This window comes from Vibrio sp. KUL78, assembly GCF_059725505.1.
In genome coordinates this window covers 595,065-621,029 of the sequence record NZ_AP045838.1, presented here as the reverse complement: position 1 = coordinate 621,029, position 25,965 = coordinate 595,065, and the positions used below count along the sequence as shown (strand labels likewise).

The following is a 25,965-nucleotide window of genomic DNA, read 5'->3' as shown; positions in this document are numbered from 1 at the left end:
GGAAAACGTTTAGCGAATAAAAATAAGGATATTGCATGGGCAAGAATTACATGACTTTAGCGGTACTTGCGACAACCCTATCTGTGGGTGTGAACGCGGGTGACCTTCCGGCGGATCTTCAATGGATAGATAACATGAATGAGCCATTGTTTGCGTCGGAGGAAGCGCAGTTTGGCGGTACGTTACGCTCCTACATGTCGAGTTTCCCACAAACGCTGAGAAGTGTCGGACCAGATTCAAATTCTGGTTTGCGTCATTACTTTATGGACGGCACTCCCAAGCTTGCGGCTCGTCATCCCAATACGAATAAGTGGATTCCACAGCTTGCTGAAGCATGGGCGTATGGTGACGACAATCAAACTGTCTATTTCAAGTTGAACCCGAAGGCAAAATGGTCCGATGGTGAGATGGTCACCGCGGACGACTATTTGTTTATGCTGACCTACAACCGATCCAAAGACATTATTGCCCCATGGTACAACGACTTCTTTACCAACAAGATCGCCGACGTCGTCAAGATTGATGACTACACCATTGCCATTAAGTCAGCCTCGAAAATGAGCCAAGATGAGCTGATGATTCAGATTAACTTGCCAAGCAATGGGGTACAGCCAAGACCCGAGCACTTTTTTGCTGATTCCAAAAACGATAAAAACGGTGATGGTATCGACGATAACTTTGTGAGGAAGTTTAATTTCAAGGCTGAGCCAACGACTTGGGCGTATTACATGTCTGACGTTAAGAAAGGTAAGAGCGTCACGTTCAAACATGTCGGTCAGGACTGGTGGGGGTATGAGAATCGATATTACAAGAATCGCTACAATGTTGAGAAGGTGCGCCTTACCGTTATTCGTGATGCAGACATTGCTAGAAAGCGTTTTGAAAAGGGTGACTTGGATGCGTTTGGCTTAATACTGCCAAGTTTGTGGCATGAGAAGGCGGACGGTAAGCCTTATCAAAATGGATACATCCAAAAGTTCTGGGGCTACAACCAAACCGTGCAGGGGGCGGGCGGTTTATGGATGAATACCTCAATGCCGATGCTCGACGACCGTAATGTGCGAGCGGGCATCATGTATGCTTCCGATTACGATGGCATGATTAAAAACGTGTTACGCGGTGATTACCTGCGTTTGCCTCACGGGCTTGGAGCAGGGCATGGCGATTATGATCGACCAGACAATCAAGCTCCGGCCTTTGACCCAGAGAAAGCAATCGCTTATTTCGAAGCCGCAGGTTTTGATACCATTGGTGCCGACGGTATTCGTGTTAATGCCCAAGGTCAAAGACTAAGCTTTGATATTACTTATGGTTTCCCACCACACACTCCTAGAATTGCTTATCTCAAAGAACAGGCTAAGCAAGCGGGACTGGAATTTAACCTTAAACTTGTTGATGGCTCTTCGGCGTTCAAGTTTGTGCTTGAGAAAAAACATCAGCTGGCATTTTTGCACATGGGAGGCGGTGAGATCCCAGCTTATTGGGAGTATCTACACTCTGACAATGCAAAACCTCAAACCAACAATCATACCTTCTATCAAAATCCCGATATGGACAAACTCATTAACCAATATGTGGTTGAATTTGACGTAGCCAAAAAACAAGCGCTGTCACATCAAATCCAACAGAAAGTGTCAGAGGAGTTTCTCATTGTTCCAGGATATATGGTGCCATATACACGTGAAGCGCATTGGCGCTGGTTGCGTGTTCCAGAAAATGGGATGACCAAACAAACGCAAGCCATGTTCTCGGTGACGGACATCGCCAACTTTTGGATTGACGATGAACTCAAGAAGCAGACTAAGCAGGCAATGAAAAAAGGCGAGAGCTTCGAGCCTGTGATTGTCGTTGATGACACCTACAAACTGCAGTAACCAAAACATTGGGCGGAGTGTTCATGCAAGATGAGGTAATTCTATGCGTGCGCGATCTCGCGGTAAGTTTTCACGATGATGATGACTGCCGTGAGGTATTGCATGGTGTCAATTTTGATCTCAAAGCCGGTAGGACGCTGGGGATTGTTGGTGAGTCTGGCAGTGGTAAAAGTGTCACTGCGATGTCCATCATGGGACTCTTGCCTAAACCTTATGGAGTCGTGACAAAGGGACGGATCTTATATCGAGATACGGATTTGCTTAAGCTCGAGCCCAGTCAAATGTATTCGATGCGAGGGGACCGGATTTCCATCATCTTTCAAGACCCGATGACGGCACTTAATCCAGTTCAAACGGTTGGTAAGCAGCTCAACGAGGTATTGGAGTTACATCGACCTGAACTGAGTAAATCAGAGAGAAAAGCGACTTGTCTCGATATGCTGAAAAAAGGTGCGTATCCCATTGCCAGAAGCAAGATTGAACGAGTACCCGCACAACTTGTCTGGCGGTATGCGTCAACGTGTGATGATCGCAATGGCGTTGGCTTGTAAGCCAGACATATTGATTTGTGATGAGCCGACCACAGCACTGGATGTCACTGTTCAAGCCTCGATTCTTGCGTTGATGCAAGAGCTTCAACAGGAGACGGGGATGTCGATGATATTTATTACTCACGATCTTGGTGTTGTTGCCGAGATATGCGATGACGTAGCCGTCATGTTTGCGGGGCGGATTGTAGAACAAGCGGATGTGTTTGAGCTGTTTGATCACCCTAAGCATCCATACACGGAGCGCTTACTCGGGCTAATTCCAGATATCGACAATCCGCCCAAGCAAAAGATTGATATCAAACCCATTACCGAAGACATGTTTCGCTAATTGATAAGGCAGTTAAAGGTTCTGAATGAGTGAACTTCTAAAAATCACCGATTTAAAGCAGTACTTTCGTAGTGGTGGCGGGGTTTTTCGTCGTGGATACGTAATGAAGGCGGTGGATGGTGTGTCCTTGTCCGTCAATCGTGGCGAGACGCTTGGGTTAGTCGGAGAGTCAGGGTGTGGTAAAAGCACCTTGGGCCACACCATTCTAAAACTCCTAGAGCCCTATGATGGAAAAATTGTGTTTGAGGGAGCGGATATCACTAAGCTATCGACTCGCGAAATGCGCCCGCTGCGTAAGGAAATGCAAATTGTGTTTCAAGACCCTATGGAGTCGCTAAACCCACGCCACACGGTGGGCATGATCTTAGAAGAGCCCTTTATCATCCACAAACTCGGTAACACAATAGAGAGGCAGCAGTGGGTTCGAGAACTGCTGGAAAAAGTCGGTCTGCCTGAGGACTCGATAGACCGTTATCCTCATGAGTTTTCAGGGGGGCAAAGACAGCGCATCGGTATTGCTCGAGCAATAGCTGTAAAGCCGAAACTGCTGATTTGTGATGAGTCGGTATCTGCATTGGATGTGTCGGTCCAAGCGCAGATCCTCAATTTGCTACTGGACCTACAAGCAGAGATGAACCTCGCCATTATCTTTATATCTCATGATCTTTCTGTGGTTAGGCATGTCTCTGATAATGTCGCGGTAATGAAGGCGGGTAAAGTGGTGGAGTATGGAACTAGTGATGAGGTGTACAAAACGCCGAAGCATGAGTACACCAAAACACTGTTAGCAGCGATACCGATTACGCATCCGAAATACCGTTCTAGGCCTGTTAGTTAAAGGATTTATTGCCGTCAGGGTAATAAAACTCATAAACGATCGAATGCTGATAGGGTTCATCTGGCGTTACTTGAGATAGTGGGAAGTGTTTTATATTGACCGCATTGACATACCCTTTTGGCTCAAGACACACGCCAGCAAACTTCTGATAAATCACGTTGTTCTTGCCAGATACTTGATTCAGATTATGTCCATTGTAGAAGTGCACGGTATCTTCATTGGAGTAAACTCTCAGCCCCAATTTCGATGTTTGCAGCTCACCGACTAGTCTAATTTCTTCAGCTTTACTCAGAACATAGGAATCGTTGATGTCGATATCGTTGTTCACACATTTAGCGAGTATCATCCCTAAAGAGTAATCAAAAGCCGTGTGGCGGACACTGACAACTTCGCCATTCGGTATCCTATCTTGCTTCTGTTGTAAGGTTCGGTCAGACGGGATACGTAATAAATGGTTATTAATGCTCCCTGACTCATGCCCGTTAAGGTTGAAATAACTGTGCGCTGTCATGCTCATTGGTGAAGCGGTATCGGAGCAAGCACTGATGTCTAACCTGAGCTGATTGGTACTGGTCAGAGTATACTTCGCCGAAACCGTAACGTTCCCTTTAAAGCCCTCCTCACCATCCGCATCTTCTAGCACAAGCCAAAGCGAAATCTCATCATCAGTTTCATCGACGATAGCGATTTGCCAAACTCGATGATGGTAACCAAAGCGTCCACCATGAACGCAGTGTTTTCCGTCATAGGCGTTTCTGTCGACTTGAATAGTCTCGCCATTGTAATTGAACTTGGCGCCTTCTATCCGATTGGCAACGCGGCCAATGATGGCGCCCATGTAATGTGTGTCTTTGGCATAGTCAGCGAGGTTATCATATCCGAGTACGATGTCTTTCACTTCGCCATCTGAGTCCGGGACGTGAAGGCATCTTATGATTCCTCCGAGTGTCAATATGGATACCGACATTCCAGACTGATTGGATAGCGTCACCTCTTGCACAGGTTGATTGTAAAACTGACCAATATGTTGCGAGCTTACCGGCATCATTGTCTCCTATAGAGGGTTGACGACATTAATCAGTGCACCATCCAGATAGCTTTGAATATTCTCAGCCACCATAGACATGATACGCTGCCTAGCATCAAGCGTTGCCCATGCGATATGTGGTGTGATGACGCAGTTTCTCGCGCTGAGTAACGGGTTGCTTTCCACTGGTGGCTCTTGCCACAATGTATCAAGTGCTGCACCAGAGATGACGCCTTGGTTAAGCGCTTCAGCGAGTGCTGCTTCATCGACAAGTTGACCGCGAGACGTATTAATCAAAAAGGCGCTCGGCTTCATTTTCTTAAGCGTTGCTTGATTGATCATATTCTCAGTGGCAGGCAAAGCAGGGCAGTGCAGTGAGACGAAATCAGATTCAGCCAATAGCGCCTCTAACGTGACCTTTTTTATGAGCATAGCTCGGCATCTGCTTACTGAATTCATCATGAGCGATGACGTTCATGCCAAAAGCAGAGCCAATCGCCCCAACTTGCTGACCTATGTTGCCAAAGCCGACGATGCCTAGTGTTTTACCCGATAGCTCTAACTGCGGGGTTAACCAGTACGTCCAATCTTGGTTGCGACTCCACCCAAGGTTTTGCTTTACATCATTACTCATCGCACTCACGTTGCGAGCAAAGTTGAAGATATGAGCAAACACCATTTCGGCGACGGTTTCAGTGCCGTAAACGGGCACGTTCATGACCGGAATACCTTTTTGTTTGGCGTATTCTATATCGACAACGTTATAGCCAGTGGCTAACACGGCTATGCATTCCAGCTCTGGGCAGGCGTCAATGACTTGCCGACTAATCGGGGTCTTGTTGGTCAGGATAATGCTGGCATTTTTCGCCCTTTCGATGACCTCTTCGATTCCACCAGTGCTTCGGTCATAGCTTTTGAACTCACCAAGAGCTTCAATGGGAGCCCAAGGGTTATCACCTGGATTTAATGTGTAGCCATCTAAGCAGACAATGGTTTTCATACGGTTTCCTTAAGATGTGGCGAGTCGGTTTTTGACGGTGCTAAACAGCGTACGGATCCCACGGTTCACCGCAGGGATTTGGCTACAGACGATCATCACAATCACACACACCAAAATCAGTGATATAGGGCGCTCAATCATTGGCATTAGGCTGCCACCGGTCGTCTTGAGACCCGTTCTTAGTGAGGTATCCGCCATAGGACCAAGGATGACGCCAATAACTAATGGGGCGATAGGCACTTTCAGCTTCATAAAGAAGTAAGAAATGATGCCGATGATACCCATCAGATACAGGTTGAAGACGCGCATTCCGAGAGCGAAGGAGCCGATAACACACAGCACAGCGATAAGCGGCATAAACAGCGTTTGCGGAATACGTAGGATATGAATGACCTGTTTAGACAGGATCATACCGCACACCCACATAGCAATCGCAGCTGCGAACAGAATCGCTGTTACCTCTGGGATGAAGGATGGGTTAGTTTTTAGCAGCATTGGACCCGGAGCGACATTATGTAGCATAAGCGCGCCTAGCAGCATGACCGCCGGCGGAGAGCCTGGAATACCTAAGCTGAGTAGCGGAATCATAGCGCCGCCCACACAGGCTTGGTTCGCTGTCGAGGTAGAGATTACGCCCTCTGGAGCGCCTTTCCCAAAGGTCTCTGGCTTCTTGCTGGTCTTACGAGAAATGCCATATGCCACCCACGCAGCGATATCCTCACCGATACCTGGTACTGCTCCAATACCAACACCAGTAAGCGCGGATGAAATGATGTTGCGCGTGTTTTTGAACATGGTTTTGAAGTCGGGTAGCAGCCTGCCAATCGACTTGGCGTTCATTGACTTCATCTTCATCTTCGATTCCAGCACAGACATAATTTGCGGAATACCAAAGGCACCGATTAATACAGGAACTACATCGATACCGTTGTCGAGTTCGTGAATGCCCATAGTAAAGCGCGGGTACATCTGCATATGGTCTTGACCAATAGTGGATAACCAAATGCCGAACAGACCTGCAATCCAGCCTTTTATTGCTAGCTCTGGTGAGGTCAAACTGCCGGAGATCAGAATGCCAAACAGTGCTAACAAAAAGTACTCGTATGAGGTGAATTGAAGCGCAGCCTTGGCAATAACCGGAGAGAGCAGGGCGACAAACACCATACCAATAGCCGAGCCAATCAGTGATGAGGTAGTGGCTAAACCAAACGCTCGTCCTGCTTGACCTTGCTGAGCCATAGGATAGCCGTCCATTGCTGTCGCTGCAGATGCTGCGGTGCCGGGAATGTTAAGCAGAATAGACGTATACATACCGCCGTATACGCCACCCACATAAATTGAAAGCAGAGCCAGCAGAGCTGTTTGATTATCTAAGCCGTAGGTTAGGGTAGTCAGTAGTGCCACGCCCAGTGTTGCGGTAAGGCCGGGCATTGCGCCGAAAATAATCCCCAAAAATGTACTGCCAACAAGAATTAAGATCAGCAGTGGGGAGGTGAAAATATGCCAAAACATACTTCCGAATGTAGATAGAATATCCATGTTCTTCACCTGTTAGAATGCGTCTTCGAGAGCTTGCATGTCTTCGTCTGAAAGCTGCATTGCTTCTGTCTGTTTCGGTGGTGCTAAATAGGTGTAATAGGTTTGGTTGAATACTTGCTCGACGATCAGACCTTCGTTAGGAAGCGGTACTAACAAGAAGTACCTAAAGATCGGACACAGTACTGCCGGGAAAACGATACTTATGATGAGCAGTCTTCTGACCTTTTCTGTCATCTCAGCACTATGCTGTTTCGCCGTGTGGAACAGATAGCCAGACATGACAAGTGCACTGACAACCAGCACGATATCAGTCGTGTATGGGTAGATAGCATTGGCATACTCAGACGCGCCTGAACCAAACAACAGTAGCGAGACAACCACGGTCGCAGAGTAGATTTTCAATAGTTTTTTGGTGATGCTTTCTGTATCTAAGTAATAAAGACCAATGTAGAAAATAAGAAACGCGGCAGATGCAAGGAAGAAGTCATACCAAGTGATCAGCACGTAGATGTAAGTAATGATGCCGCCACCGGAGATAAGAAAACCGGTTGGATTGATGTTTTTATAGTGTTTCGCGAACAGAGCTTTGCCTTGCTCTGCCTTACTTTTTAAGAATACTGATAATCCTGCAGCAAACAGTGAGCAGCCAATAAAGAGTGGCAGCAGTCCAGGTGATTCATACCATTCAGTCGTCACACCGCCGACTGTACCGGAGAATGGCATGGTTAAAGAGTTGGCAACTACCACTAGGGCAAACACCATGACCACCAATGAGAAGGCAAAGTCCCATCCGTGCATTTGTTGTTGCTCTAACGTCTCTTTATCCACGTCATCGTGTTCAGATAGTTTATTTTGAGAAGACATAGTTGCCCCCAAACAGCAATTAGTTAATTAAGAAAGAGTGACCAGTCGCATTAAGTGACTGGTCGATACATCTATTACTCAGGCTTAGGAATACCCAGTGCTTCGGGGTTGATTTTCGCAGCCTCTAGATCCCAGAGCGTCCAGCTAAATAGCGATTCAAGACGAGCCATACGTTCATTCGCTTTTTTGCCGAACTCACCAACGAGTTCGTAGTGGTTTTCACTTGCGTAGGTTTTCATCTCTTGACTCTGCATTGCACTTGCAAATGCTTTGGCGACGGTTTTCTTAATTTCCACAGGTGTTTCTTTCTTCATTGCGAAGCCGATAGCTTGTGAGATAGGAAGGTGTTCTTGAAGAACAGGGTAGGTTTGTAAACCTGATGGGATAGTGATGTCACCAACGGTAAATGGATTTTCAGTCAACGTAGCCAGTGCTTTGAAATCGCCAGATTGGATGAGCTGGTTTTGCTCAGCCACTGACGTGATAACCACATCAACTTCTCCACTAAGCGCGGCATTTTGACTGCGAGAAGAACCAGGGAACGGAATAAAGTTCATCTCTCCACCGATGCCTTTTTCAAACGCTAGGTAGTTAATGTGGTGAAGTGAGCCTGCTGAACCTGCGCCAACACGGACTTTGCCCGGGTTTTCTTTGACGTGCGCAACGAGCTCTTCAATGGTATTGAACGGAGAGTTTTTAGATACTGAGATAACGTCTGGCGAGCTTGCTACGATAAAGTAGTCAAAGACATCCATACGATTATCCCAACCGCCCATTACGGCAGCAGCAACGTTTGACTCAGATAGACCGACAAACGTATAACCATCAGGGGCTGAGTTATATCCTTCCAAGAGACCAACCGAGCCAGACACGCCACCAGGTTTGTTTATTACGTTGATGTTCGTTCCGAGATACTTAGCCATCGACGCGGTAGCGACGCGGTTAATGACATCGGTACCACCGCCAGCAGACCAAGTAACAACGTCGGTAATATTACGTGTAGGGTAGCGTTCATCTGCGTTTGCGAATGAGGTGCTAAGGGCAAGTGCAGCAGCTAAAACACTTGTAAGTAGAGTTCTTGTCTTCATTTGTTTCACCTTGTTTAAGTGCAGTGTCCGGTCTTGTGCCAGATTGTCACTGCGGGTTACTAGACTGGGGTTAGATCTTGATGAAATAGCTCTCTAAATCGGCCCAGATATCCATGTACTCTTTCTTTCTCAAACTTTCGCCAAAACTCTCCATACCGATCGCGTCGATGCGTGCCGAGATGCGATTGGTCATTCGAATGTTTGCTTCGAACATCTTTACAATATCCCATCGCGTTGGAGAGGTATCTGATGTAAGCCAACCTTGGTAGTTAAACTTCTTCAGATAGTAAATAAATTCAATGTATTGCATTAAACTGCGACTTCCGCAGAAGTAATCCCAATCCCACTTTCCATCGTTATCGTTGATGTGGATGTAATACTTAATATCAAGCGAGTTAAGCAGGGAGAGCTCTTCGGCAGGGTTGTTATCGCCATATAGGGAATGACCATAATCAAGGGTCACGCCGATATTTGGATTGCCAATGTCCTTGATAAGACAGATAGTCTTAGCTGCGTTGTCGAGATAACAACGACCACGGACTTCGTTCGGTTTGTACTCAATGAACAATGGGATGTGCGGCTTGTACTCGCCAGCTTCGCCAAAGGTTTCGCACAGACGCTGCCACGTTTCGACATAGTCCGCTTGGAAACTGAACTCGTAACCATCACTTAGAGGACAGCACTGCACTTTGTCGGCTCCAACTTCTTCGGCGTAATCTTTTGCTTCTTTGATAAAGCTGACTGCTCGGTCTCGTACAGCCTTATCGGGGGAGGTTAGGCCGCCAGATATAAACTCTTTCTCCACCTTGACGTTGACGTTGATACAGGCAACTTTGACGTCATACTTAGCGAGCAAAAGCTTGAGCTCGGTGAGGTTGTCGTAGTTCACTTCATAGGGGTAGACCAACTCAGCCCCAGACATACCATCAATGGTGCGAAGCGTTTGTAGTTTCTGCTCCAGAGTTTTTGGTTCGTTATACTCAGAAAAACGATCCCGTTGCTGACCGAGAAACGGAGTAATTACTGCGTGTTTAAACATAAATCTCCCTAGGCATTCGCCTAAACTTCATTGTTAAACGTTGTTTTCGATTGAACCTTGTTTTCGACTAAACATTGGGCTCGACTAAACCGAGGTTTCTATCGACACCAACATGGCACTGGCACAGTCGATAATGTGTTTGGATGACAATCCATACTTATCGAGGAGTAGTGGGTAGGCGCCCGATTCTGCGAACGTGTCATCCAGTCCTAAGTGGTCGAACTGAGCGTGAATCTGCTCTTTTGCCATACGTGTGGCGATGTCGTAGGCCATGCCATTACGCTTCTGGTGACCTTCAGCGATGATGACGCGACCTGTTTTTTTGATAGATGCGCTAATCGACTTCCAGTCCAGAGGTTTGACGCTGTATGCATCGATAAGCTCGACACTGACACCAGCCGCTTTGAGCTCATTCGCCGCCTCAAGGGCTTGAAATAGAATGTCGCCATAGGAAATGATGGTGATGTCAGAGCCCTTTAGTAAGGTATTGCTACCACCACACTTGAACTCAGCTGACTCGTTGTAGAGCTCGTAATAGGCGTCACGCATTAGTCGGCAATAGACAGGGCCCTGTGTTTCCATCGTGACATCGAACAAGGCTCGGCTAGATGCGGTGTCGCATGGGGCGAAGATATGCATGTTAGGAAGCGTTGACATCAAAGCCATGTCTTCGGACGCTTGGTGAGTCACACCATCGATAGCAGCGGTAGTGCCACCATGCGAAGACATGAGCTTTACGTTAAGGTTTGGATAGCAGATGAAGCTACGTACGCTCTCCAAAGCTCGCATGGTTAAAAACACGCCATAACCCGCGACCACAACGGGTCTGCCATTCGCCGCCATACCAGATGCTGAGGCCATCATGCCAAACTCGGCGATACCCATCTGAAAATAGCGCTCAGGGTATTTGTCGTTGAAAAGGTATGAGTTGGTGGAGTAACCAATGTCAGCTTCGAAGACTGCAAAGTCAGTGTTAATTTTGCCGTACTCAACCATTCGCTCGGCAAACGCAAGGCGGGTTGGTTTTTTGGATCTAGTAACTGTAAGCATGTGAATACCCTTTGTTTGATTAAGCGACTAACTCAGATCGAGCAGCATGGAACTCGTCATCACTTGGTGCTTTACCATGCCAGTTGCGAACATCTTCCATAAAGCTGACACCTTTACCTTTAACCGTATTGGCGACAATGCAGGTAGGTTTGCCTTTGAATTCACGAGCCGCTTGTAATGCGTCTAAAATCTGTTCAATGTTATGGCCATCGATCGTCACAACATTCCACCCAAACGAAGCAAACTTATCTTCTATGCTTAGCAGTGGCATGATTTGGTCACTGGTGCCATCCATCTGTAGGTTGTTCTTGTCGATGAAGAATACGAGATTGTCGAGTTTGTATTTGGCTGCGGCCATCGCCGTCTCCCATACGACGCCTTCATTCAATTCACCATCGCCAAGTAGGGAATAAACGCGGCGGCCATCGTTAGCGAGCTGACCTTCCAAAGCCATGCCCGTCGCTGCAGCGCAGCCGTGACCCAATGAACCTGTCGTAGTGTCGATTCCTGGTGTGCTCTTCATATCAGGGTGACCTTGCAAGATGCTGTTAATCTGCCTTAGCGTCTTGAGGTGTGATTTTTCAAAGTAACCAAGGCGAGATAAACAGGCATACCAGACAGGACATGCATGACCTTTAGAGAGCACGAAGCGGTCGCGGTTACTCTGTTTAGGATTGCTAGGATCGAGGTTGTTCATCTCGCTAAAGTAGAGTGTTGTAACGATTTCAGCAGCAGAGAACGAACCACCAATGTGACCCGATTGCGCGTGATAGACCATTTCGAGAATATCAATTCGGATGTCGTTCGATAATTGATATAGCTCTTCTACACTTATTTCGGACATAAGTGTTCCTCCTTAAATAGGATGTAAATCAAAAATTTATTTTTAAGCTAAATGCTACTTGTCTATTATCACTTATCTAGGAAGTGGTAATTGTCTAAAAATTCAATGAATTGTTTAGAAACTTGCTCCCAGTGAACCAAGTGCATTTCTCTTGCTTCATTAATGTTGCCAGACTCTAAGTTGTCGATTAATTTGTTGTGCTCAATAATCGAGTCCCATGGTAATGGTCTAAGTTTAATAACAATGTCTTTGCAACGCTTATTTTGTTCGTTATATTTTCTAGCGGTTTCTATAAGTCTAGAGTTTTCAGTATATTGAAATATTTGGTCGTGGAAGGCAAAGTCGTGGATCGCCCACTGCTGAATGTCATTATTATCTAATGCCTGTTCCATTTTGGCTGTATAGTCACGAAGTATATCTAGTTGCTCCTGTGTGAGTCCTTTTGATATACAGATATCGAGTGCCATCACCTCAAGATGTGCAATGAGCTCGTACAGCTCTTCTACATCGCGTCTTGACAAGGCGCATATTTTAAGACCGTGTCTTGGGTGGAGTTTTATGAGTCCATCTTGCTGTAGTCTTAGCAGAGCTTCTCGTACAGGAGTTCTGCTAAAGCCACAAATCTCAACCGCCTCATCGACTAGTAGTTGTTGGTTGATTCTAAATTTATTCTCAAGAATCATGCACTTAAGCTTGTTGTATGCTTGTTCTGATAGTTTCATAGTGCTTACCACTGCCTCCATGTGACACTCAAAAACTGAGCAAAATCAATTAATTTTATACTGCATTCATTAAAAAATTTATTAAAACATCCGTTAATTGCTATTGAGTATAAAATAAGCAGCTAATTTCAAACGCGATCTGAATCACGCTAACAGACAAAATATAACTTATTTTCCTCGTGAGTTAATGTACAAAAAAAGAATATTAAAATATTCTTATGGATTGTTATTGTGTTTGATTAATATGTTAATGTCTAACTGAAATATAATAGCTGACTAATTTTAATTGCTAATGCACAAGATAAATAAGAAATAAATTAATAAATTCTTTGTGACGCAATTCAAATATGACCTATCTAAAATAAAGTACTTTAATAATAGGTGTTGTTAAATCTACTCCATTAGTTAGGAGGTAATATGAGTATTGCAATTGGCTGCGATGATGCGGCGGTTAACCTTAAATATGTACTTTGTGAACATTTACAAAAGCTAGGTTATGAATATACAGACTATAGCGAAGCACCAAAGGATGTTTCTAATTTATATGCAGATATTGCCGAACGTGTTGCGAAAAAGGTAGCCGATAATACCCATGAGCGCGGAATTATCGTTTGTGGTACGGGTATTGGGGTATCGATTGTCGCGAATAAAGTGCCGGGCATAAGAGCCGCACTGTGTCACGATGTTTTCTCAGCAGTACGCGCTCGCAAGAGTAATGGTGCTCAGATCATTACTATGGGTGAGCGAGTCATTGGGGTGGAGCTTGCTAAGACCATTCTCGAGGCTTGGCTTAATGCTGATGAGATTGATGAGTCCTCCAAGCCCAAAGTACAAAGGATTTGCGAGATAGAGGCAGAGCTTCACGCTCAATCGTGATTGAGGGATAGATAATGAGAAAACCAAAGAAACTGATTAATGACAGAAACGCGGTTGCCCGTGAGCAATTTGAAGGGTTTATGGCTGCAATGAGTAGTGATCTTGAGCCTATCTCAAATCACACCTGTGCCATTCGCAAAGCACCTCTGAACGGCAAAGTAGCCGTGTTCACTGGGGGAGGTGCCGGTCACGAGCCGATGTATGGCGGCTATGTGGGCGAAGGGTTAGCGGATGCGGTCGCTATTGGTGACGTGTTTGCTGCTCCGACCCCTGACGCGATCTTCGAAACGGCACTAGCACTGAATCCAGAGAATGGCGTGGTGTTTATCTACGGCAACTACGCTGGTGACAACATGAATTTCGATATTGCCGCAGAGTTACTAGAGGACGAAGGGGTTCGAACTCACACGATTCGCGTCAACGACGATGTTATTTCCGCTCCGATTGACAACAGTAAAGAGCGCCGAGGCATTGCAGGTGCCTTGTTCGTTCTCAAAGTTGCCGGTGCTGCTGCCGCTCGTGGAGACAGTTTTGAGCAAGTCGTCGAGGTGGGAGAGTATGCGCTTCGATCGACGAGTTCGATTGGCGTCGCGCTCGGTCCTTGCGCAATACCTAGAAACGAGGGTTTCAATTTTCAGATCCCAGACGATGAAATCGAGATAGGAATGGGCCTGCATGGCGAACCAGGTGTTGGCAAATCCAAGCTCTCAAGTGCTGATGATGTGGTCTTTGAAGTGATGACAAAACTAGAGCATGAGGCTGAACTTAAAGAGGGCGACGAGGTAGCGTTACTCATTAACAACCTCGGCGCATCGACTCAGATGGAACTGCTTATCGCCAACCGAGCGGTTCATCATTATTTGAATGAGAAAAACGTATCCGTGGTGGATAACCTGATAGGTGGTTACTGCACCTCGTTAGAGATGTCGGGTTGGTCTATCTCGTTACTCAAGCTTGATGAGCAGTTGAAGTCGCTTTATCAGGCTCCTTGTCAGTCATTTGCATTGAGGAAGTCACTATGAACAGTCAAGAAACGAAACAGATGTTGAAAACTATGTCCTTAAATATGGTCAAGAGTGAGCCACTGCTGACTAAGGTGGATCAAGCAATTGGCGATGGTGATCATGGCCTAGGTATAGAACGCGGCTTTCAAAACGTCTATGACATGATTGATCAAGGATTTGAAGCTAATAATGTGGGTGATGTTCTGACCAAAGTTGGCATTAAACTCTTGACCACTATGGGCGGAGCATCAGGTGCGATCTTCGGTACCTTGTTCCGAAATGGCGGAAAGGCTGTGGCTGGTGAACCTAAACTGACGACCCCTGTCGTTGCGGAGTTTTTGGCAGCTGGCCTAGAAGGCATTCGTAAGCGAGGCGGCGCGGATGAAGGTGCGAAAACAATGATCGATGCTCTTGCTCCTGCGGCTCGAAAAGCCAATGAGTTGTCGCATTTGCCGTTGAACGAATCAATGCCACTCATTGTAGAGGCATCTAAGCAGGGCGTTGAAGCAACCAAGTCTATGATTGCGACGACAGGCAAAGCCAAAACATTAGGCGAACGCTCACTGGGATACCCAGATCCTGGTGCAATTTCAATGTCACTGATCTTGGAATTTATGGAAGCGTCAATATTAGAAGGAGAGCTCGCATGAAAAAGGTCTGGTTGGGCTCTAGCTGGAAAATGAATAAAACTCACGATGAGGTGGGCAGATACTGTCAGCTGATAAAACCGCATCTTTCAAATCTTAGCGCGGACCTACAGACTTTTCTCATACCTCCGTTTCCTTATGTCAAACAAGTTGAAACGGCACTTAGTGAGACCCGATGCTTAGCGGGTGTTCAGAATGTGGGCTGGGCGAGCAGTGGACCATATACAGGGGAAGTGTCTGTAGATATGGCGAAAGATCTAGGCGCATCCCTCGTTGAGATCGGACATTCAGAGCGCCGAGAGTGGTTCGGTGAGACAGACGCAACAGTTAACAAAAAAGTGATCCTGTCACTAAAAACGGGCCTCAGACCATTAATTTGTGTTGGAGACACTGCAGACGAAAAGCGTTGGGGAGTATCAGCGGAGTCTATCGTGCGACAGGTAAAGATTGCACTTCACGGAGTTTCCCTCAACAAGTGACCAACGTACTCATCGCCTATGAACCAGTGTGGGCAATTGGCGAGAATGGTACGCCTGCATCGACAGAAGAAGCAGAAACTGGTCTTGCTGCGATAAGGTCTGGGCTAACTACACTTTATGGCTCCAAGATTGCGCAATCTGTTCCACTTCTTTATGGTGGGAGCGTAAACATCCACAATGCCAAGATGCTGCTGAGACAGCCGAATATCGATGGTTTGTTTGTTGGTCGAACGGCTTGGCAACCCGAGGGGTTTGCGAGGTTAATCCAGCTGGTGACGGAGGTCATCGAGGAGCAGGCTTATGCTTGATAACTTCTCAGTCAGTACCGTTGCTTACTCGGGGTATACGCTTGACCAAGCGATAGAGTCACTACATCGCATTGGGATAAAAAACATTGAGCTGGCTCTGATTAAAGGCGCGGTACACGATCTGGTAGAGTCTGATATCACTATTGAATTGGCCGAGTGGGTAAAAAGCAGCCTTGATCAAAAAGGTATGCAGTGTACCTCTTTTGCTGCTCACTGTGAGATGAACTTAGGCAACTGCAAAGAGCGGTTGTTAAGGCGTGTCCAGCTCTGCTGTACGCTCGCTTGTCCAAGGTTAGTCTTATATGCGCCAAGAGATACAACGTGGCTTCAGTTCTATAACGAGGCTAGAGCAGCATTCGATCTTGCTAAGTTATCCGGTATTAAAATACTGATAGAAAATGTTGGGGATACACGCTCTTATTTACTCAATGATGCCGATGATTTTGATGCGTTTATTGAGCAAGTAGACAGCTCGGTTGTTGGAATAAATTTCGATCCAGGTAATTTTTTGTCTCATCGTCCAGAGCTTGATGTGCTGGAACATTCCATTGCTAGTCTTGAAGTAGCGGAACACATCCATATTAAGGATTTAATTCAGTCTGGTGATGCTTGGCAATGTTGTGAAGTTGGTGATGGTGCTGGTCGCTATGACGCGCTTTTTGACGTCGCCTATCAACAGGAAAGCATGCCTTTTTTCAGTATTGAATCACCATACTCGTTAGAGCGGTTAGTGGATGGTTCAACGAGGCTGAAGCCAAGGGACTCAGTGCTATCGATTCAAGATATTGAGATGAAGTTGCGCTCTTCCATTGAGTTTGTTCGCGCTCGAATTTAGTACGAAGTCGAATTTAGTACGAATAGGTGCGGAAGCCGTTTTGGTTTCCGCACTTAAGGTATTTCGTTTATCTAAATCGTAGAATGACTCTTATAGGGCCTGTTCGAGGATACGACGTGATACGTCAATACTAATTGCTTGGTTTTCGCCAAGTTTGAGGTAGCCATAGTCCTCGAGTTTCTTGATAACTGCGTCTACGGCTTCAGATTTGTCACCTTGCACCTCTGAAAGCTGGGTATCGACATTCAAACTCGCGTAGAAAGCCTCAATCGCTTGAATCGTGCGCTCTGCAAGATCGTCGCTATCTGTTAGTCCAAACACATTGCGACCCATCTGTTCAATCTTGCCTTTCTTAAACTCCATTTGGCTTCTGAGTAGCGAAGGCTGAATGATAGCAAGCGAGCGTGCGTGGTCGACATCCCACAGTGCCGTTAACTGGTGACCAATCATGTGAGTCGCCCAGTCTTGAGGCATACCTGTGCCGATGAGTCCATTTAGCGCTTGGTTAGCTGTCCACATCAAATTCGCACGCCATGCATCGTCTCTTTGTTCGAATGCTTTGCCGAGATCGAGAAGATTTCTCAACAATACTTCGGCGTAACCTTCTTGAACCATATGTCCTGTTGGAGACGTAATGTACTGTTCGCAAACGTGAACCCATGCGTCGACGAGACCATTGATCAGCTGGCGCTCAGGGAGGGTTTTCATTGCATCTGGGTCAAGTATAGCGAAAGCTGGACGAACGGTTGGTGACAAAAAGCCGAGCTTTTCTTGCGTCGCTTTCTTAGTGACGACCGCCCCCATATTTGATTCTGAGCCCGTTGCTGGGAGCGTGAGAACCACACCCAATGGAAGGGCAGCCTCTGGCTTGTACTCACCAGTGATGAGATCCCAGCTGTCTCCGTTGTGTAGAGAGGCGGCGGCGACGTATTTGGTTCCGTCAATGACGCTACCACCACCGACGGCGAGTAGATAATTGATGTTCTCGGCTTTAACTATCTCGATGGCTTTATCGAGGGTTTCTTTGGTTGGGTTTGCTTCTACTCCTGAAAACTCTAACCATTGATGATCTTTGAGCGCAGTTACAACTTGGTCGTACACGCCATTCTTCTTAATGGAGCCACCACCATAGATGACTAGTACTTTTGAATCTTTGGGGATGCTATGACTAATTTGCTCAATTTGACCTTGACCAAAATGAATAACAGTAGGGTTTACATAGCTGAATTTCATGACATTGCCTCATGTATCGTATTATCGATTATGCGAATGGATCGAAATCGGTTCGATTGCTCTTACTTATACTTGGGGCGAATGGATCAGGCTTCAAGGTAAACCTGACCCATAATTGGAAGGATTATCCGCAGGTTGGTGCTGAACCGGCGATTTCACGCTCTTGCTGCAGTTCTTTGTGCAGAGCTTCGAGTTGAGTTTTTGCCTGGTTGGCATCGTTCATGGTGGAGCTCAATTTCACGTATTTATCCACGGCGCGATCGACCCCTTGGGTGTTTCCTCGGTCATAGTCGATGAGAGCTTGCATTGCGACGCCCGCTTCTTTATAAGATTGCTGAGACGCTTGCTCTGCCTTTAGCGCTGCTCGATACGCATCATCATGCTGGCAAGCGACAAGCGCACCAATAGACGTTTCAACATCTGGTCCGAATTCTAAAGCTGGCTTGGAGGGCGCTGGCGGTGCCGACTGAGCCGCTTGTTGAGCCTCTACTTGTTGGTCTTTTGAATAGCCATCGATAGCGCCCGCTGTACCACCTGCTAGTGCACCTGCGGTGACATTTCGGCTAAGACGATAAGTATCAACCTCACCATCGACAATAAGGTCGGTTAGTGCACCAAGCATGCCCGCCGATACTGCACCAACCGCGGCCCCTTCAGCGGCGCCTTGCGTGGTGTTAGCTCCGCACCCAACCAAAAGGCTCGCAGCAATTGCAGTAACCAAAAACGACTTTAACTTCATAGTTTACTTCCTATGTAACTGACTGTAATACAAGAATTATAGGACCATATTTTTGAAAGTATGCGAGTAATGTGAGAAATCTGGGTCACGGTGCAACAAATTAGCGTTAGACCTACAACGAAGTAGCCGCTCTCTAGGGAGCGGCTATTGTTTTATTCAAGGAGCAACTATATCTTTCGGGGGAGAAGAGAGTCAGCTAGTCGAACACATATCCTTCAGGTATCACTACAATACCTTTTTCTGAGATATGGAATCGAGCCGCATCCTCAGTTGGGTTCAAACCAATGATAGTGCCATCTGGAATAACAACGTGTTTGTCGATGATACAGTTCGCCAGTTGGCAGTTCTCGCCGACCGTTACATCGCCAAAAATAATGCTATCCGCAATAGTTGCACCATCATTGATACGTACGTTAGACGAGAGAATAGAGTGGTGCACTGAACCGCCCGAGTTCACGACACCGTTGGCAATGATCGAGTTAATAAAGATCCCCTCATTACCAGTCGCGGAAGGCACGGTTCTCGCTGGTGGAAGTTGAGGCTCATAGGTTCGAATCCCCCAGTTTTCCTGATACAGGTTCATGGGTGGAACAGGTTCCAACAAATCCATGTTGGCTTCATAGAAGGAATCGATAGTCCCTACATCTCGCCAGTAACAATCGCGCGCAACTCGGCCTTTTTCGTCACCAAAGTTGTAAGCGTAAACACCTTGGCTATCAATAAGCTTAGGAATTATGTCTTTACCAAAGTCATGACTCGAGGTATCAAGTTCTGCATCTTGCTCTAACGCTTGTTGGAGTGCTTCCATTTCGAAAACATAGATACCCATTGACACGAGAGAGCGACTTGGATCCGTAGGCATACAGGCAGGGTCTTCTGGTTTTTCATTGAAATCAACAACTTGGTTTTTGTCATTGATCTCCATGACACCAAAAGCAGTGGCTTCTTCACGGGGAACATCCATGCACGCAACGGTGAGTTTAGCGCCAGACTCTTTGTGTTCTTGAACCATAGCTTCGTAGTCCATGCGATAGATGTGATCGCCAGACAGCACAACGACATGTTTTGCATCGCTACGGGAGAGTAGCCACATGTTGTGATAAATCGCATCTGCCGTTCCTTCGTACCAAGCGCCGCCTTTTCTCATCTGTGGGGGGACCACAGTGATAAATTCTTTGAGCTCGGGATTAAAGATCGACCAGCCATCACGGATATGCTTATGAAGCGAGTGCGATTTATATTGAGTCAGTACCAGAATTTGTCTCAGCCCTGAGTGCAAACAGTTGGTAAGCGTGAAATCAATAATCCGGTATTTTCCACCGAATGGGACCGCTGGCTTAGCTCTGTCATCGGTTAGGGGGCTTAACCGAGAGCCCATGCCTCCAGCTAGGACAATAGTAAGAACGTCTTGCATCTTATTTCTCCCTGAAATTGTGCAATTTGAATAGTCTAGGTAATTTCCTTTCAAGAAACACGCCAGACGCTAACATATTGAATATCAAAGGAGAGGGTAGGAGGAATAAACACGATTGCACCAAAATGGTGATGGAGTTTGAGCATGCGCACGTTTATTGTGCTCAGTCACTGCTTATGATTCATGTTGGTGCAATGTTGACGAAACATCACTTAGAAACACAAAGTTACACGCGTGGCCAGAAAGTAATCAAAAGCTTCTCTTTAGGCCATGTATAAAGGCGTTTTACATTGTAAATGCAGTATAGTTTGGAGCCTCGCACCTAGTGATAGGAAGTCAATAGGAGCGAGGATAAACTTAATCGAATGAGATTTTAACCGCGAGAGTTATTTCTCTGCGAGGTGTTGGTTAACTTTATCAAAAACGAGCTTAAACCATGCGGTGTACGCTTGCGGTGTTTCCGCTAGGTGTTCAGCTATCACTTCTTTAGATTGCCATTCACATGCTTCAGCTTCTTTGTCGTTGACGTCTAGTTCAACGGTGTTGCTCTCTGCAATAACGACGTGGTCTAGCTCGTTTTCCGTTAAGCCGTTATCAAATTTGGTGCGGTAGCTGATTGTGCCGATGTCTTCCAGCACAAGTGAGTCGCGAATACCCAACTCTTCATCTAGACGACGTGTTGAGGCTGCAAGGATCTTTTCATCTGGGCGCGGGTGAGAGCAGCATGTGTTGCTCCATAGTCCACCACTATGGTACTTATTTGCTGCGCGCTTTTGCATCAGGAACTCGAGTTGACCATCGTTATAACGATAAATCATGACCGAAAAGGCGAGATGTCGAAAGCCCATTCTATGTGCGTCGAGTTTATCCTCTGTTCCAATAGGGTTTCCGAATTTATCTACAACAACAACGAGATCTTCAAGCATAGGTACTCTCATATTTTGGTATTTGCGACATCCCATGTACGCTTTACCAATGTTAGGGGTTCACTCAACTCCTGTTGTGAGCGCGAATCATACCACCAAAGTTTTTTTTCGCACGTTTAATAAAACCCCGACTAGAAAATAAGTAAGATCGTCTACATTCTCCGATACTTTCGGCTTAATTTTTGAACATCAAAGACTTTCACCGAAATATCCTCTGGCCAATACGTAGGATGCCAGCCCGCTTTTTGCTTTAAGTGTTGTAGGAAATGGATGGGGCTTGGGAGTTGCTCCCATACCTGTGGGAGAAATAGAGCGCCTTTTTTGCCATCAGAAAGCGTCAATCCACATTTGTTGTTTTTGAGGTAGTCGATTAAAGCAGATTCTGAGGCTACATCGAGTGTTTGAGGTTCAGTCAGTACTGAGACTTCAATTTCTAGCCCATCTACTTGAGACTTCTGCAGGGGTAAAAATCGTTTGTCTTGGCAGCAGCTTGCCCACGCTTTTCGCATGACTTCGAGAACGAGAGGCACTTGCGGGACTGTCGTCCCGATGCACCCTTGGAGTTGATCATCGACGTGCAAGGTGACAAAGCAAGCACCTTTTTCTCTGATAGCTTCTGGATGATCCTCAAGTCTGACTTTTGGTAAAGGCTCTTCTGAGAGATAACAGCCTACGGTTATTTCTACCATATCAAGTAATCGAGATAGTTCTGTATTGGTTAGCGTTTTATCTTGATATTGCGTAGCTGACATAGCCTACCACCCTTTGTTTATCGCCGTGAGGGCTGTCTCCCGAGTTGGTGAGAGACAACCGAGTCAATCGACGGTTTCGTTTATTAATAATTAGATTGGCAGCATTGATACTTGTGTGCCCACATGCCTCGTGACCTGTCAGGGGGAGCCCGCTTTCAATTTTTGAGCAGCTATTATTATCTAGAACAACGCAGTCGTCGTAGCTGTGAAAATGACTCAGATCAGAGCTAACAAGAAGTAGAGTATTGGTGTCCCAGAGAGGCTCCACAAGCTTCGCTACGCTCACCATATCGACATTGCCGGTGAGAATCGGAACGACGCTAAAGCGCTTCAAACATTTGAGCAAAAAGGGCAGTTGCACTTCTAAGCAGTGTTCATTTTTATGAGCAAGATCGTTAACAATGCAGATGTCGCTTTGAGATAGATTATCGAGAGCTTGTGTATCTAAAGGCACTTTTCCTAAAGGGGTATCGAAGTACTTCACACTTGGAATCGCGCAACCTGAAAAAGCGACTCTGTGGCTAGGGCCAATAATGACAACGCGCGAAAATTGTTCATTTTGCTCTTTGAGTAGTTGATAACCAAAGGCTGCAGTGTGCCCAGAAAAGACATAACCAGCGTGAGGAACAATCAATCCGCTTATCGCTTCTTCGGAGTGATGTTTTCCCTCTGAGGAGACAGAAGCCATCAACTGAGAAATATGTGTCTGTAACTTATTAGGATCACCGTAATAAAATCGCCCAGCGACGGCAGTCGGTCGCACATCCATGTCGCCTCCAGAAGTTTCATGCTGTCTATACTTAGCAAGTATAGAATCTATCCACTTTTAAGGTGTGAGATGAGCCAACTTAAACCCTATTATCCAACCAAATACTGGCAGAAGCTGGATGACGGCAGAGTACAGTGTACGGTGTGTCCCCGTTTATGCACGCTACGAGAGGGAAAGCTTGGCGCGTGTTTTGTTCGAAAAGCAGAACACGGGGAGATTGTACTGACCACATACGGTCGTTCTAGTGGGTTTTGCATCGATCCTATAGAGAAAAAACCACTGAATCATTTCTATCCAGGGAGTTCGGTTTTGTCGTTCGGCACTGCTGGATGTAACTTGGGTTGTAAGTTTTGCCAAAATTGGAGCATTAGTAAGTCACGGCAGATAGATACACTAGGGCAGCAAGCAAGCCCTGAACAAATCGCCCAATCTGCGCTCTCAAATCACTGCGATAGCATTGCATTTACTTACAACGACCCTGTCATTTTCATGGAATACGCGGTCGATACCGCGCTAGCCTGCCGTGAAGTCAACATACATACAGTTGCCGTTTCGGCGGGGTACATGAATGAGAAACCGAGAGAGCAGTTTTTCTCGGTAATTGATGGCGCTAATATTGACCTAAAAGCCTTCAGCGAACGTTTTTATAAAAAGATCTGCGGTGGTGAATTGGCACCAGTGCTCGAAACATTAATGTACTTGAAGCGTGAAACTGACGTTTGGTTTGAAATCACAACGCTGCTCATTCCTGGGGAGAACGATAGCGAAGCAGAATTAGAAGCGATGACTCAATGGATCTTTGAGCATCTGGGGCCAGATGTCCCACTTCACTTTAGCGCCTTCCATCCAGATTTTAAGATGATGGATACGGTTCGAACACCCGCAAACACATTGGTGAACGCGCGGCACATAGCGAAAAGAAACGGCCTTCATTATGTCTATGTTGGTAATGTCCATAATGAGCAATGTAGCAGTACGTACTGTCCGAATTGCGGACAAAACGTGTTAAGCCGAAATTGGTATGAACTGGGTTCGTGTTCATTGTCGAGCGCGGGTAAATGTCTACATTGCGGTTATCAATTGGCAGGACGATTCGCCCACATTGATAAGCCGTTTGGGCGTCGGCGTATACCCATCCAAGTTGCTCAATAAGATGAATTTTTGTGATGTTGAACTGATCAGTCTCAAGGATGATATTCGTAGTAATACTTTAGTCGCAAAGTGTTGAAACTGACTATAGAACTGACTAACTTAGAAATCAAAGGGACGAACCAAACCAGGAGATAAACATGGACGTAGTCGTAATGCTAACCAACGGACGTTTTGGTGTACTTGAAGACTGTGACAAGCTTGAGTTAGAGGGGTGAGCTGGTTGAGTGCTGGGTTGAGGAAGAAGAAGGATTTGAACTGGCAACGGGTCAAGTGGAGCGTGTTCTTTAACTAAACACCAAACAAAAAATGAAATTCAAAAAGCCCCGTCAGAGCACGACTTCTGACGGGGCTTTCTATTTTTCTTAAGCTTGCTGTGCTGTTAATGCGCGCTTTTCTAAGAATTTAGCAATTGCTGTTACACCTGCGATGTACATTGCACCACCCAGTAACGCTACCGCCATCCAAGAGAAACCATGCTCAACAACATGGTCTTTGTGAAGGATACACATTACTACATAAGCAAATGTAATGTAGCTGAATGCAAAGTGGGCAATTGGACCCATACCGATGGTGACTAGTACAACGCCCGCGACATAGATATAGAACGCGTTTTCGCCGCCAACCATTGGAGCAAGCGTGCTCAGTGTCGCTGGAATCAACATACCCATTGCGATACCAACAATACCTGCAGCAAAGATGTTTTTAAGCTTTGATAGGTCGAATTTCGCTTCAAAGAAGAAAATTAGCGCCAAAAACGCAGGCCACTTATCGTGGATGCCAAGTTTTTGAAGGATAACCGTGCCTGCTACGATCCAGACCGTGAGCATTAGCGTTTTCGTCATGTGCGCTGAATTGAATACTTGATTCATGATTAACTCTCATAGGGTGTTTGTAAGAAGTTTGGGCGCGGAGTCTATAGAGAGTTGATGACTGGGTCACTACCACGTTTTTGCCAACCATAGGGTTATCTTTTAGGAGGTCGTAGGTAGTGCGTGAATTATCAATTGGTGTTTAAAAATCAATCGGCGTACATAATGGAACCCAATGGTGCAGCGCGTGGGAATAGGGGGCACCTATTAGAGCAATGTTACTAACATGCTTGTTACGAGGCTGTGTTTTTCTTCTCAGTAGCGAATTTTGGTGGGAAATTAGCCCATTGCCACACTTAGATACAAAGCATCATGAAATGATAAACATCTCAGCTATTACATGCTCCACTCACATGGTTTAATCAATCTCGTGATTTAGTTGTTCTGTCCACTTTCAATTGAACACACACATCCAACATTGTATTGATGTTTGCCCTGCTGTGGATTACAGCAGGGCTTTTTTTTTAATGGGCAAGATAGTCTGAACCGACTTCATGCGTTAGAGATTGTCTTTTTAGCTCAGGCAAAATGGTCCAGTGAATCCCTTCAAGCGCGCCAGCAATACAAAATAATAGGTTGACGCCAGGATGCTTCTCTTGGCTGACGCAAACTGCCTTGTATGCGTTAACGGGTCCTTGCTCTCGCAGCTCATCAATCGATGTGATCCCCGCTTTTCGAAGCATGCGTTCGGTTTTGTACTGCATGTTTGGCAGATCTTTGATACGAGTTGGTGTCTCTTTCTTAATTTTTTCTTTCAGACCTGCAGTCCATACTTCTTCACACAAAGAAGCGATCTGCTTTTTACTATGGCTAATTGAGTCTGGCACTGAATAGTAGTTAGAGAGGCTAGGGTAGTTTCTGGAGTGAGCTCGCCAGTTAAACTCATAAGGCGTACAACCAGAATCGATGAATTCTTGCTTTAAACTCTCACTGCTTGCCCTAAGGTAGACCTCGTCGCCCTTTATTAGTGCAAACATAACCCCACCTGACAGAACCCCTTTACCCCCAAAAACAGAACGAATGGTAATGTCGTCTAGTGTCGTATGCGCCTCGATAGACTCTACAAAAGTTTCCAACATCATATCTCTCTCCTTGAATGCTTAACGCGTCCATAATCGACAAATTTAAAACAAATCTGTGATAGACCTAGCATTAATCATTCCAACTTGAACATGAGTTACAAATTAATGAGAGATGG

23 protein-coding genes and 3 pseudogenes are annotated in these 25,965 nt (G+C 46.0%); 9 read left to right on the top strand and 17 right to left on the bottom strand.

Annotated elements, in window-relative coordinates:
• Positions 1–35: 35 nt before the first annotated feature.
• From AC6I8Y_RS19470 to AC6I8Y_RS19460, 3 genes and pseudogenes are all read left to right on the top strand, one after another.
• Positions 36–1,874 carry an extracellular solute-binding protein gene (locus AC6I8Y_RS19470; protein WP_498022735.1) on the top strand — a complete coding sequence of 613 codons (1,839 nt, stop codon included), beginning with the start codon at positions 36–38 and terminating at the stop codon, positions 1,872–1,874.
• A gap of 23 nt (positions 1,875–1,897) precedes the next feature.
• A pseudogene (locus AC6I8Y_RS19465) lies at positions 1,898–2,753 on the top strand (ABC transporter ATP-binding protein).
• A 25-nt stretch (positions 2,754–2,778) separates the two neighbouring features.
• Positions 2,779–3,591 carry an ABC transporter ATP-binding protein gene (locus tag AC6I8Y_RS19460; RefSeq protein WP_498022734.1) on the top strand — a complete coding sequence of 271 codons (813 nt, stop codon included), beginning with the start codon at positions 2,779–2,781 and terminating at the stop codon, positions 3,589–3,591.
• Here the strand turns inward: AC6I8Y_RS19460 and AC6I8Y_RS19455 are convergent.
• From AC6I8Y_RS19455 to AC6I8Y_RS19415, 9 genes and pseudogenes are all read right to left on the bottom strand, one after another.
• Positions 3,584–4,639: an aldose epimerase family protein gene (locus tag AC6I8Y_RS19455; RefSeq protein ID WP_498022733.1), complete on the bottom strand. Its 1,056-nt coding sequence runs from the start codon at positions 4,637–4,639 to the stop codon at positions 3,584–3,586. The two genes, AC6I8Y_RS19460 and AC6I8Y_RS19455, sit on opposite strands and share 8 nt — an antisense overlap.
• A 6-nt stretch (positions 4,640–4,645) precedes the next feature.
• Positions 4,646–5,618 (bottom strand): annotated as a pseudogene (locus AC6I8Y_RS19450) (D-2-hydroxyacid dehydrogenase).
• Between the two features lie 9 nt (positions 5,619–5,627).
• Positions 5,628–7,157 (bottom strand): tripartite tricarboxylate transporter permease, encoded by a 1,530-nt coding sequence (locus AC6I8Y_RS19445; RefSeq protein WP_498022732.1) that lies wholly within the window; start codon positions 7,155–7,157, stop codon positions 5,628–5,630.
• A gap of 12 nt (positions 7,158–7,169) precedes the next feature.
• Positions 7,170–8,021 carry a hypothetical protein gene (locus AC6I8Y_RS19440; RefSeq protein WP_498022730.1) on the bottom strand — a complete coding sequence of 284 codons (852 nt, stop codon included), beginning with the start codon at positions 8,019–8,021 and terminating at the stop codon, positions 7,170–7,172.
• Positions 8,022–8,095: 74 nt separating this feature from the next.
• A complete protein-coding gene (locus AC6I8Y_RS19435) occupies positions 8,096–9,109 on the bottom strand; it encodes a Bug family tripartite tricarboxylate transporter substrate binding protein (RefSeq protein WP_498022729.1) in 1,014 nt (337 codons plus the stop codon).
• Positions 9,110–9,179: 70 nt separating this feature from the next.
• Positions 9,180–10,148 carry a sugar phosphate isomerase/epimerase family protein gene (locus AC6I8Y_RS19430; RefSeq protein ID WP_394151251.1) on the bottom strand — a complete coding sequence of 323 codons (969 nt, stop codon included), beginning with the start codon at positions 10,146–10,148 and terminating at the stop codon, positions 9,180–9,182.
• A gap of 84 nt (positions 10,149–10,232) precedes the next feature.
• On the bottom strand, positions 10,233–11,198 hold the full coding sequence (locus AC6I8Y_RS19425; protein WP_498022728.1) for a transketolase family protein: 966 nt from the start codon (positions 11,196–11,198) through the stop codon (positions 10,233–10,235).
• A gap of 19 nt (positions 11,199–11,217) precedes the next feature.
• Entirely contained in the window at positions 11,218–12,042 is an 825-nt protein-coding gene (locus AC6I8Y_RS19420; protein ID WP_498022727.1) for a transketolase, read from the bottom strand.
• 68 nt (positions 12,043–12,110) lie between these two features.
• Positions 12,111–12,764 (bottom strand): GntR family transcriptional regulator, encoded by a 654-nt coding sequence (locus AC6I8Y_RS19415; protein WP_234496564.1) that lies wholly within the window; start codon positions 12,762–12,764, stop codon positions 12,111–12,113.
• A 417-nt stretch (positions 12,765–13,181) separates the two neighbouring features.
• Here AC6I8Y_RS19415 and AC6I8Y_RS19410 point away from each other — a divergent pair, with 417 nt between their 5' ends.
• From AC6I8Y_RS19410 to AC6I8Y_RS19390, 5 genes and pseudogenes are all read left to right on the top strand, one after another.
• On the top strand, positions 13,182–13,640 hold the full coding sequence (locus tag AC6I8Y_RS19410; protein ID WP_234496565.1) for an RpiB/LacA/LacB family sugar-phosphate isomerase: 459 nt from the start codon (positions 13,182–13,184) through the stop codon (positions 13,638–13,640).
• A 14-nt stretch (positions 13,641–13,654) separates the two neighbouring features.
• Complete coding sequence (locus tag AC6I8Y_RS19405) at positions 13,655–14,662, top strand: dihydroxyacetone kinase subunit DhaK (protein ID WP_498022726.1); 1,008 nt, start codon at positions 13,655–13,657, stop codon at positions 14,660–14,662.
• Positions 14,659–15,294, top strand: coding sequence for a dihydroxyacetone kinase subunit DhaL (gene dhaL / locus AC6I8Y_RS19400; protein WP_498022725.1), 636 nt, complete (start codon positions 14,659–14,661; stop codon positions 15,292–15,294). Before AC6I8Y_RS19405 ends, dhaL begins: the two co-directional genes overlap by 4 nt.
• Positions 15,291–16,078: pseudogene (locus AC6I8Y_RS19395) on the top strand (triose-phosphate isomerase). The gene dhaL and the pseudogene AC6I8Y_RS19395 overlap by 4 nt, the downstream one beginning before the upstream one ends.
• Positions 16,071–16,913: a sugar phosphate isomerase/epimerase family protein gene (locus AC6I8Y_RS19390; RefSeq protein ID WP_498022724.1), complete on the top strand. Its 843-nt coding sequence runs from the start codon at positions 16,071–16,073 to the stop codon at positions 16,911–16,913. The pseudogene AC6I8Y_RS19395 and the gene AC6I8Y_RS19390 overlap by 8 nt, the downstream one beginning before the upstream one ends.
• Before the next feature lie 90 nt (positions 16,914–17,003).
• Here the strand turns inward: AC6I8Y_RS19390 and AC6I8Y_RS19385 are convergent, their stop codons facing one another.
• From AC6I8Y_RS19385 to amrB, 6 genes are all read right to left on the bottom strand, one after another.
• The gene (locus tag AC6I8Y_RS19385) at positions 17,004–18,146 is read right to left on the bottom strand and encodes an iron-containing alcohol dehydrogenase (RefSeq protein ID WP_498022723.1); all 1,143 of its coding nucleotides are present in this window, start codon (positions 18,144–18,146) and stop codon (positions 17,004–17,006) included.
• A gap of 124 nt (positions 18,147–18,270) precedes the next feature.
• Positions 18,271–18,885: a YMGG-like glycine zipper-containing protein gene (locus AC6I8Y_RS19380; protein WP_498022722.1), complete on the bottom strand. Its 615-nt coding sequence runs from the start codon at positions 18,883–18,885 to the stop codon at positions 18,271–18,273.
• A 196-nt stretch (positions 18,886–19,081) separates the two neighbouring features.
• The gene (glgC, locus tag AC6I8Y_RS19375) at positions 19,082–20,299 is read right to left on the bottom strand and encodes a glucose-1-phosphate adenylyltransferase (protein WP_498022721.1); all 1,218 of its coding nucleotides are present in this window, start codon (positions 20,297–20,299) and stop codon (positions 19,082–19,084) included.
• A gap of 386 nt (positions 20,300–20,685) precedes the next feature.
• On the bottom strand, positions 20,686–21,225 hold the full coding sequence (idi, locus tag AC6I8Y_RS19370; protein ID WP_498022720.1) for an isopentenyl-diphosphate Delta-isomerase: 540 nt from the start codon (positions 21,223–21,225) through the stop codon (positions 20,686–20,688).
• Between the two features lie 152 nt (positions 21,226–21,377).
• Complete coding sequence (gene amrA, locus AC6I8Y_RS19365) at positions 21,378–21,977, bottom strand: AmmeMemoRadiSam system protein A (RefSeq protein ID WP_498022719.1); 600 nt, start codon at positions 21,975–21,977, stop codon at positions 21,378–21,380.
• Positions 21,952–22,746 carry an AmmeMemoRadiSam system protein B gene (gene amrB, locus AC6I8Y_RS19360; RefSeq protein ID WP_498022718.1) on the bottom strand — a complete coding sequence of 265 codons (795 nt, stop codon included), beginning with the start codon at positions 22,744–22,746 and terminating at the stop codon, positions 21,952–21,954. Before amrB ends, amrA begins: the two co-directional genes overlap by 26 nt.
• Positions 22,747–22,815: 69 nt before the next feature.
• Between amrB and amrS the strand changes: the two genes are divergently transcribed.
• Positions 22,816–23,898, top strand: a complete 1,083-nt coding sequence (gene amrS, locus AC6I8Y_RS19355) for an AmmeMemoRadiSam system radical SAM enzyme (protein ID WP_498022717.1) — start codon at positions 22,816–22,818, stop codon at positions 23,896–23,898.
• 362 nt (positions 23,899–24,260) lie between these two features.
• On the opposite strand, the gene AC6I8Y_RS19350 is transcribed toward amrS, so the two are convergent.
• A complete protein-coding gene (locus tag AC6I8Y_RS19350; RefSeq protein WP_498022716.1) occupies positions 24,261–24,767 on the bottom strand; it encodes a hypothetical protein in 507 nt (168 codons plus the stop codon).
• A gap of 464 nt (positions 24,768–25,231) precedes the next feature.
• On the bottom strand, positions 25,232–25,849 hold the full coding sequence (locus AC6I8Y_RS19345; RefSeq protein ID WP_394151235.1) for a TfoX/Sxy family DNA transformation protein: 618 nt from the start codon (positions 25,847–25,849) through the stop codon (positions 25,232–25,234).
• Positions 25,850–25,965 lie beyond the last annotated feature (116 nt).

Coding starts and splice junctions, on each gene's coding strand:
- glgC (WP_498022721.1), bottom strand. CDS start 20,299: ATGCAAGACGTTCTTACTATTGTCCTAGCTGGAGGCATGGGCTCTCGG.
- AC6I8Y_RS19460 (WP_498022734.1), top strand. CDS start 2,779: ATGAGTGAACTTCTAAAAATCACCGATTTAAAGCAGTACTTTCGTAGT.
- AC6I8Y_RS19385 (WP_498022723.1), bottom strand. CDS start 18,146: ATGAAATTCAGCTATGTAAACCCTACTGTTATTCATTTTGGTCAAGGT.
- AC6I8Y_RS19390 (WP_498022724.1), top strand. CDS start 16,071: ATGCTTGATAACTTCTCAGTCAGTACCGTTGCTTACTCGGGGTATACG.
- AC6I8Y_RS19350 (WP_498022716.1), bottom strand. CDS start 24,767: ATGAATCAAGTATTCAATTCAGCGCACATGACGAAAACGCTAATGCTC.
- AC6I8Y_RS19435 (WP_498022729.1), bottom strand. CDS start 9,109: ATGAAGACAAGAACTCTACTTACAAGTGTTTTAGCTGCTGCACTTGCC.
- AC6I8Y_RS19420 (WP_498022727.1), bottom strand. CDS start 12,042: ATGTCCGAAATAAGTGTAGAAGAGCTATATCAATTATCGAACGACATC.
- AC6I8Y_RS19410 (WP_234496565.1), top strand. CDS start 13,182: ATGAGTATTGCAATTGGCTGCGATGATGCGGCGGTTAACCTTAAATAT.
- amrA (WP_498022719.1), bottom strand. CDS start 21,977: ATGTCAGCTACGCAATATCAAGATAAAACGCTAACCAATACAGAACTA.
- amrS (WP_498022717.1), top strand. CDS start 22,816: ATGAGCCAACTTAAACCCTATTATCCAACCAAATACTGGCAGAAGCTG.
- AC6I8Y_RS19380 (WP_498022722.1), bottom strand. CDS start 18,885: ATGAAGTTAAAGTCGTTTTTGGTTACTGCAATTGCTGCGAGCCTTTTG.
- AC6I8Y_RS19425 (WP_498022728.1), bottom strand. CDS start 11,198: ATGCTTACAGTTACTAGATCCAAAAAACCAACCCGCCTTGCGTTTGCC.
- amrB (WP_498022718.1), bottom strand. CDS start 22,746: ATGGATGTGCGACCGACTGCCGTCGCTGGGCGATTTTATTACGGTGAT.
- AC6I8Y_RS19415 (WP_234496564.1), bottom strand. CDS start 12,764: ATGAAACTATCAGAACAAGCATACAACAAGCTTAAGTGCATGATTCTT.
- AC6I8Y_RS19345 (WP_394151235.1), bottom strand. CDS start 25,849: ATGATGTTGGAAACTTTTGTAGAGTCTATCGAGGCGCATACGACACTA.
- AC6I8Y_RS19470 (WP_498022735.1), top strand. CDS start 36: ATGGGCAAGAATTACATGACTTTAGCGGTACTTGCGACAACCCTATCT.
- dhaL (WP_498022725.1), top strand. CDS start 14,659: ATGAACAGTCAAGAAACGAAACAGATGTTGAAAACTATGTCCTTAAAT.
- idi (WP_498022720.1), bottom strand. CDS start 21,225: ATGCTTGAAGATCTCGTTGTTGTTGTAGATAAATTCGGAAACCCTATT.
- AC6I8Y_RS19405 (WP_498022726.1), top strand. CDS start 13,655: ATGAGAAAACCAAAGAAACTGATTAATGACAGAAACGCGGTTGCCCGT.
- AC6I8Y_RS19430 (WP_394151251.1), bottom strand. CDS start 10,148: ATGTTTAAACACGCAGTAATTACTCCGTTTCTCGGTCAGCAACGGGAT.
- AC6I8Y_RS19455 (WP_498022733.1), bottom strand. CDS start 4,639: ATGATGCCGGTAAGCTCGCAACATATTGGTCAGTTTTACAATCAACCT.
- AC6I8Y_RS19440 (WP_498022730.1), bottom strand. CDS start 8,021: ATGTCTTCTCAAAATAAACTATCTGAACACGATGACGTGGATAAAGAG.
- AC6I8Y_RS19445 (WP_498022732.1), bottom strand. CDS start 7,157: ATGGATATTCTATCTACATTCGGAAGTATGTTTTGGCATATTTTCACC.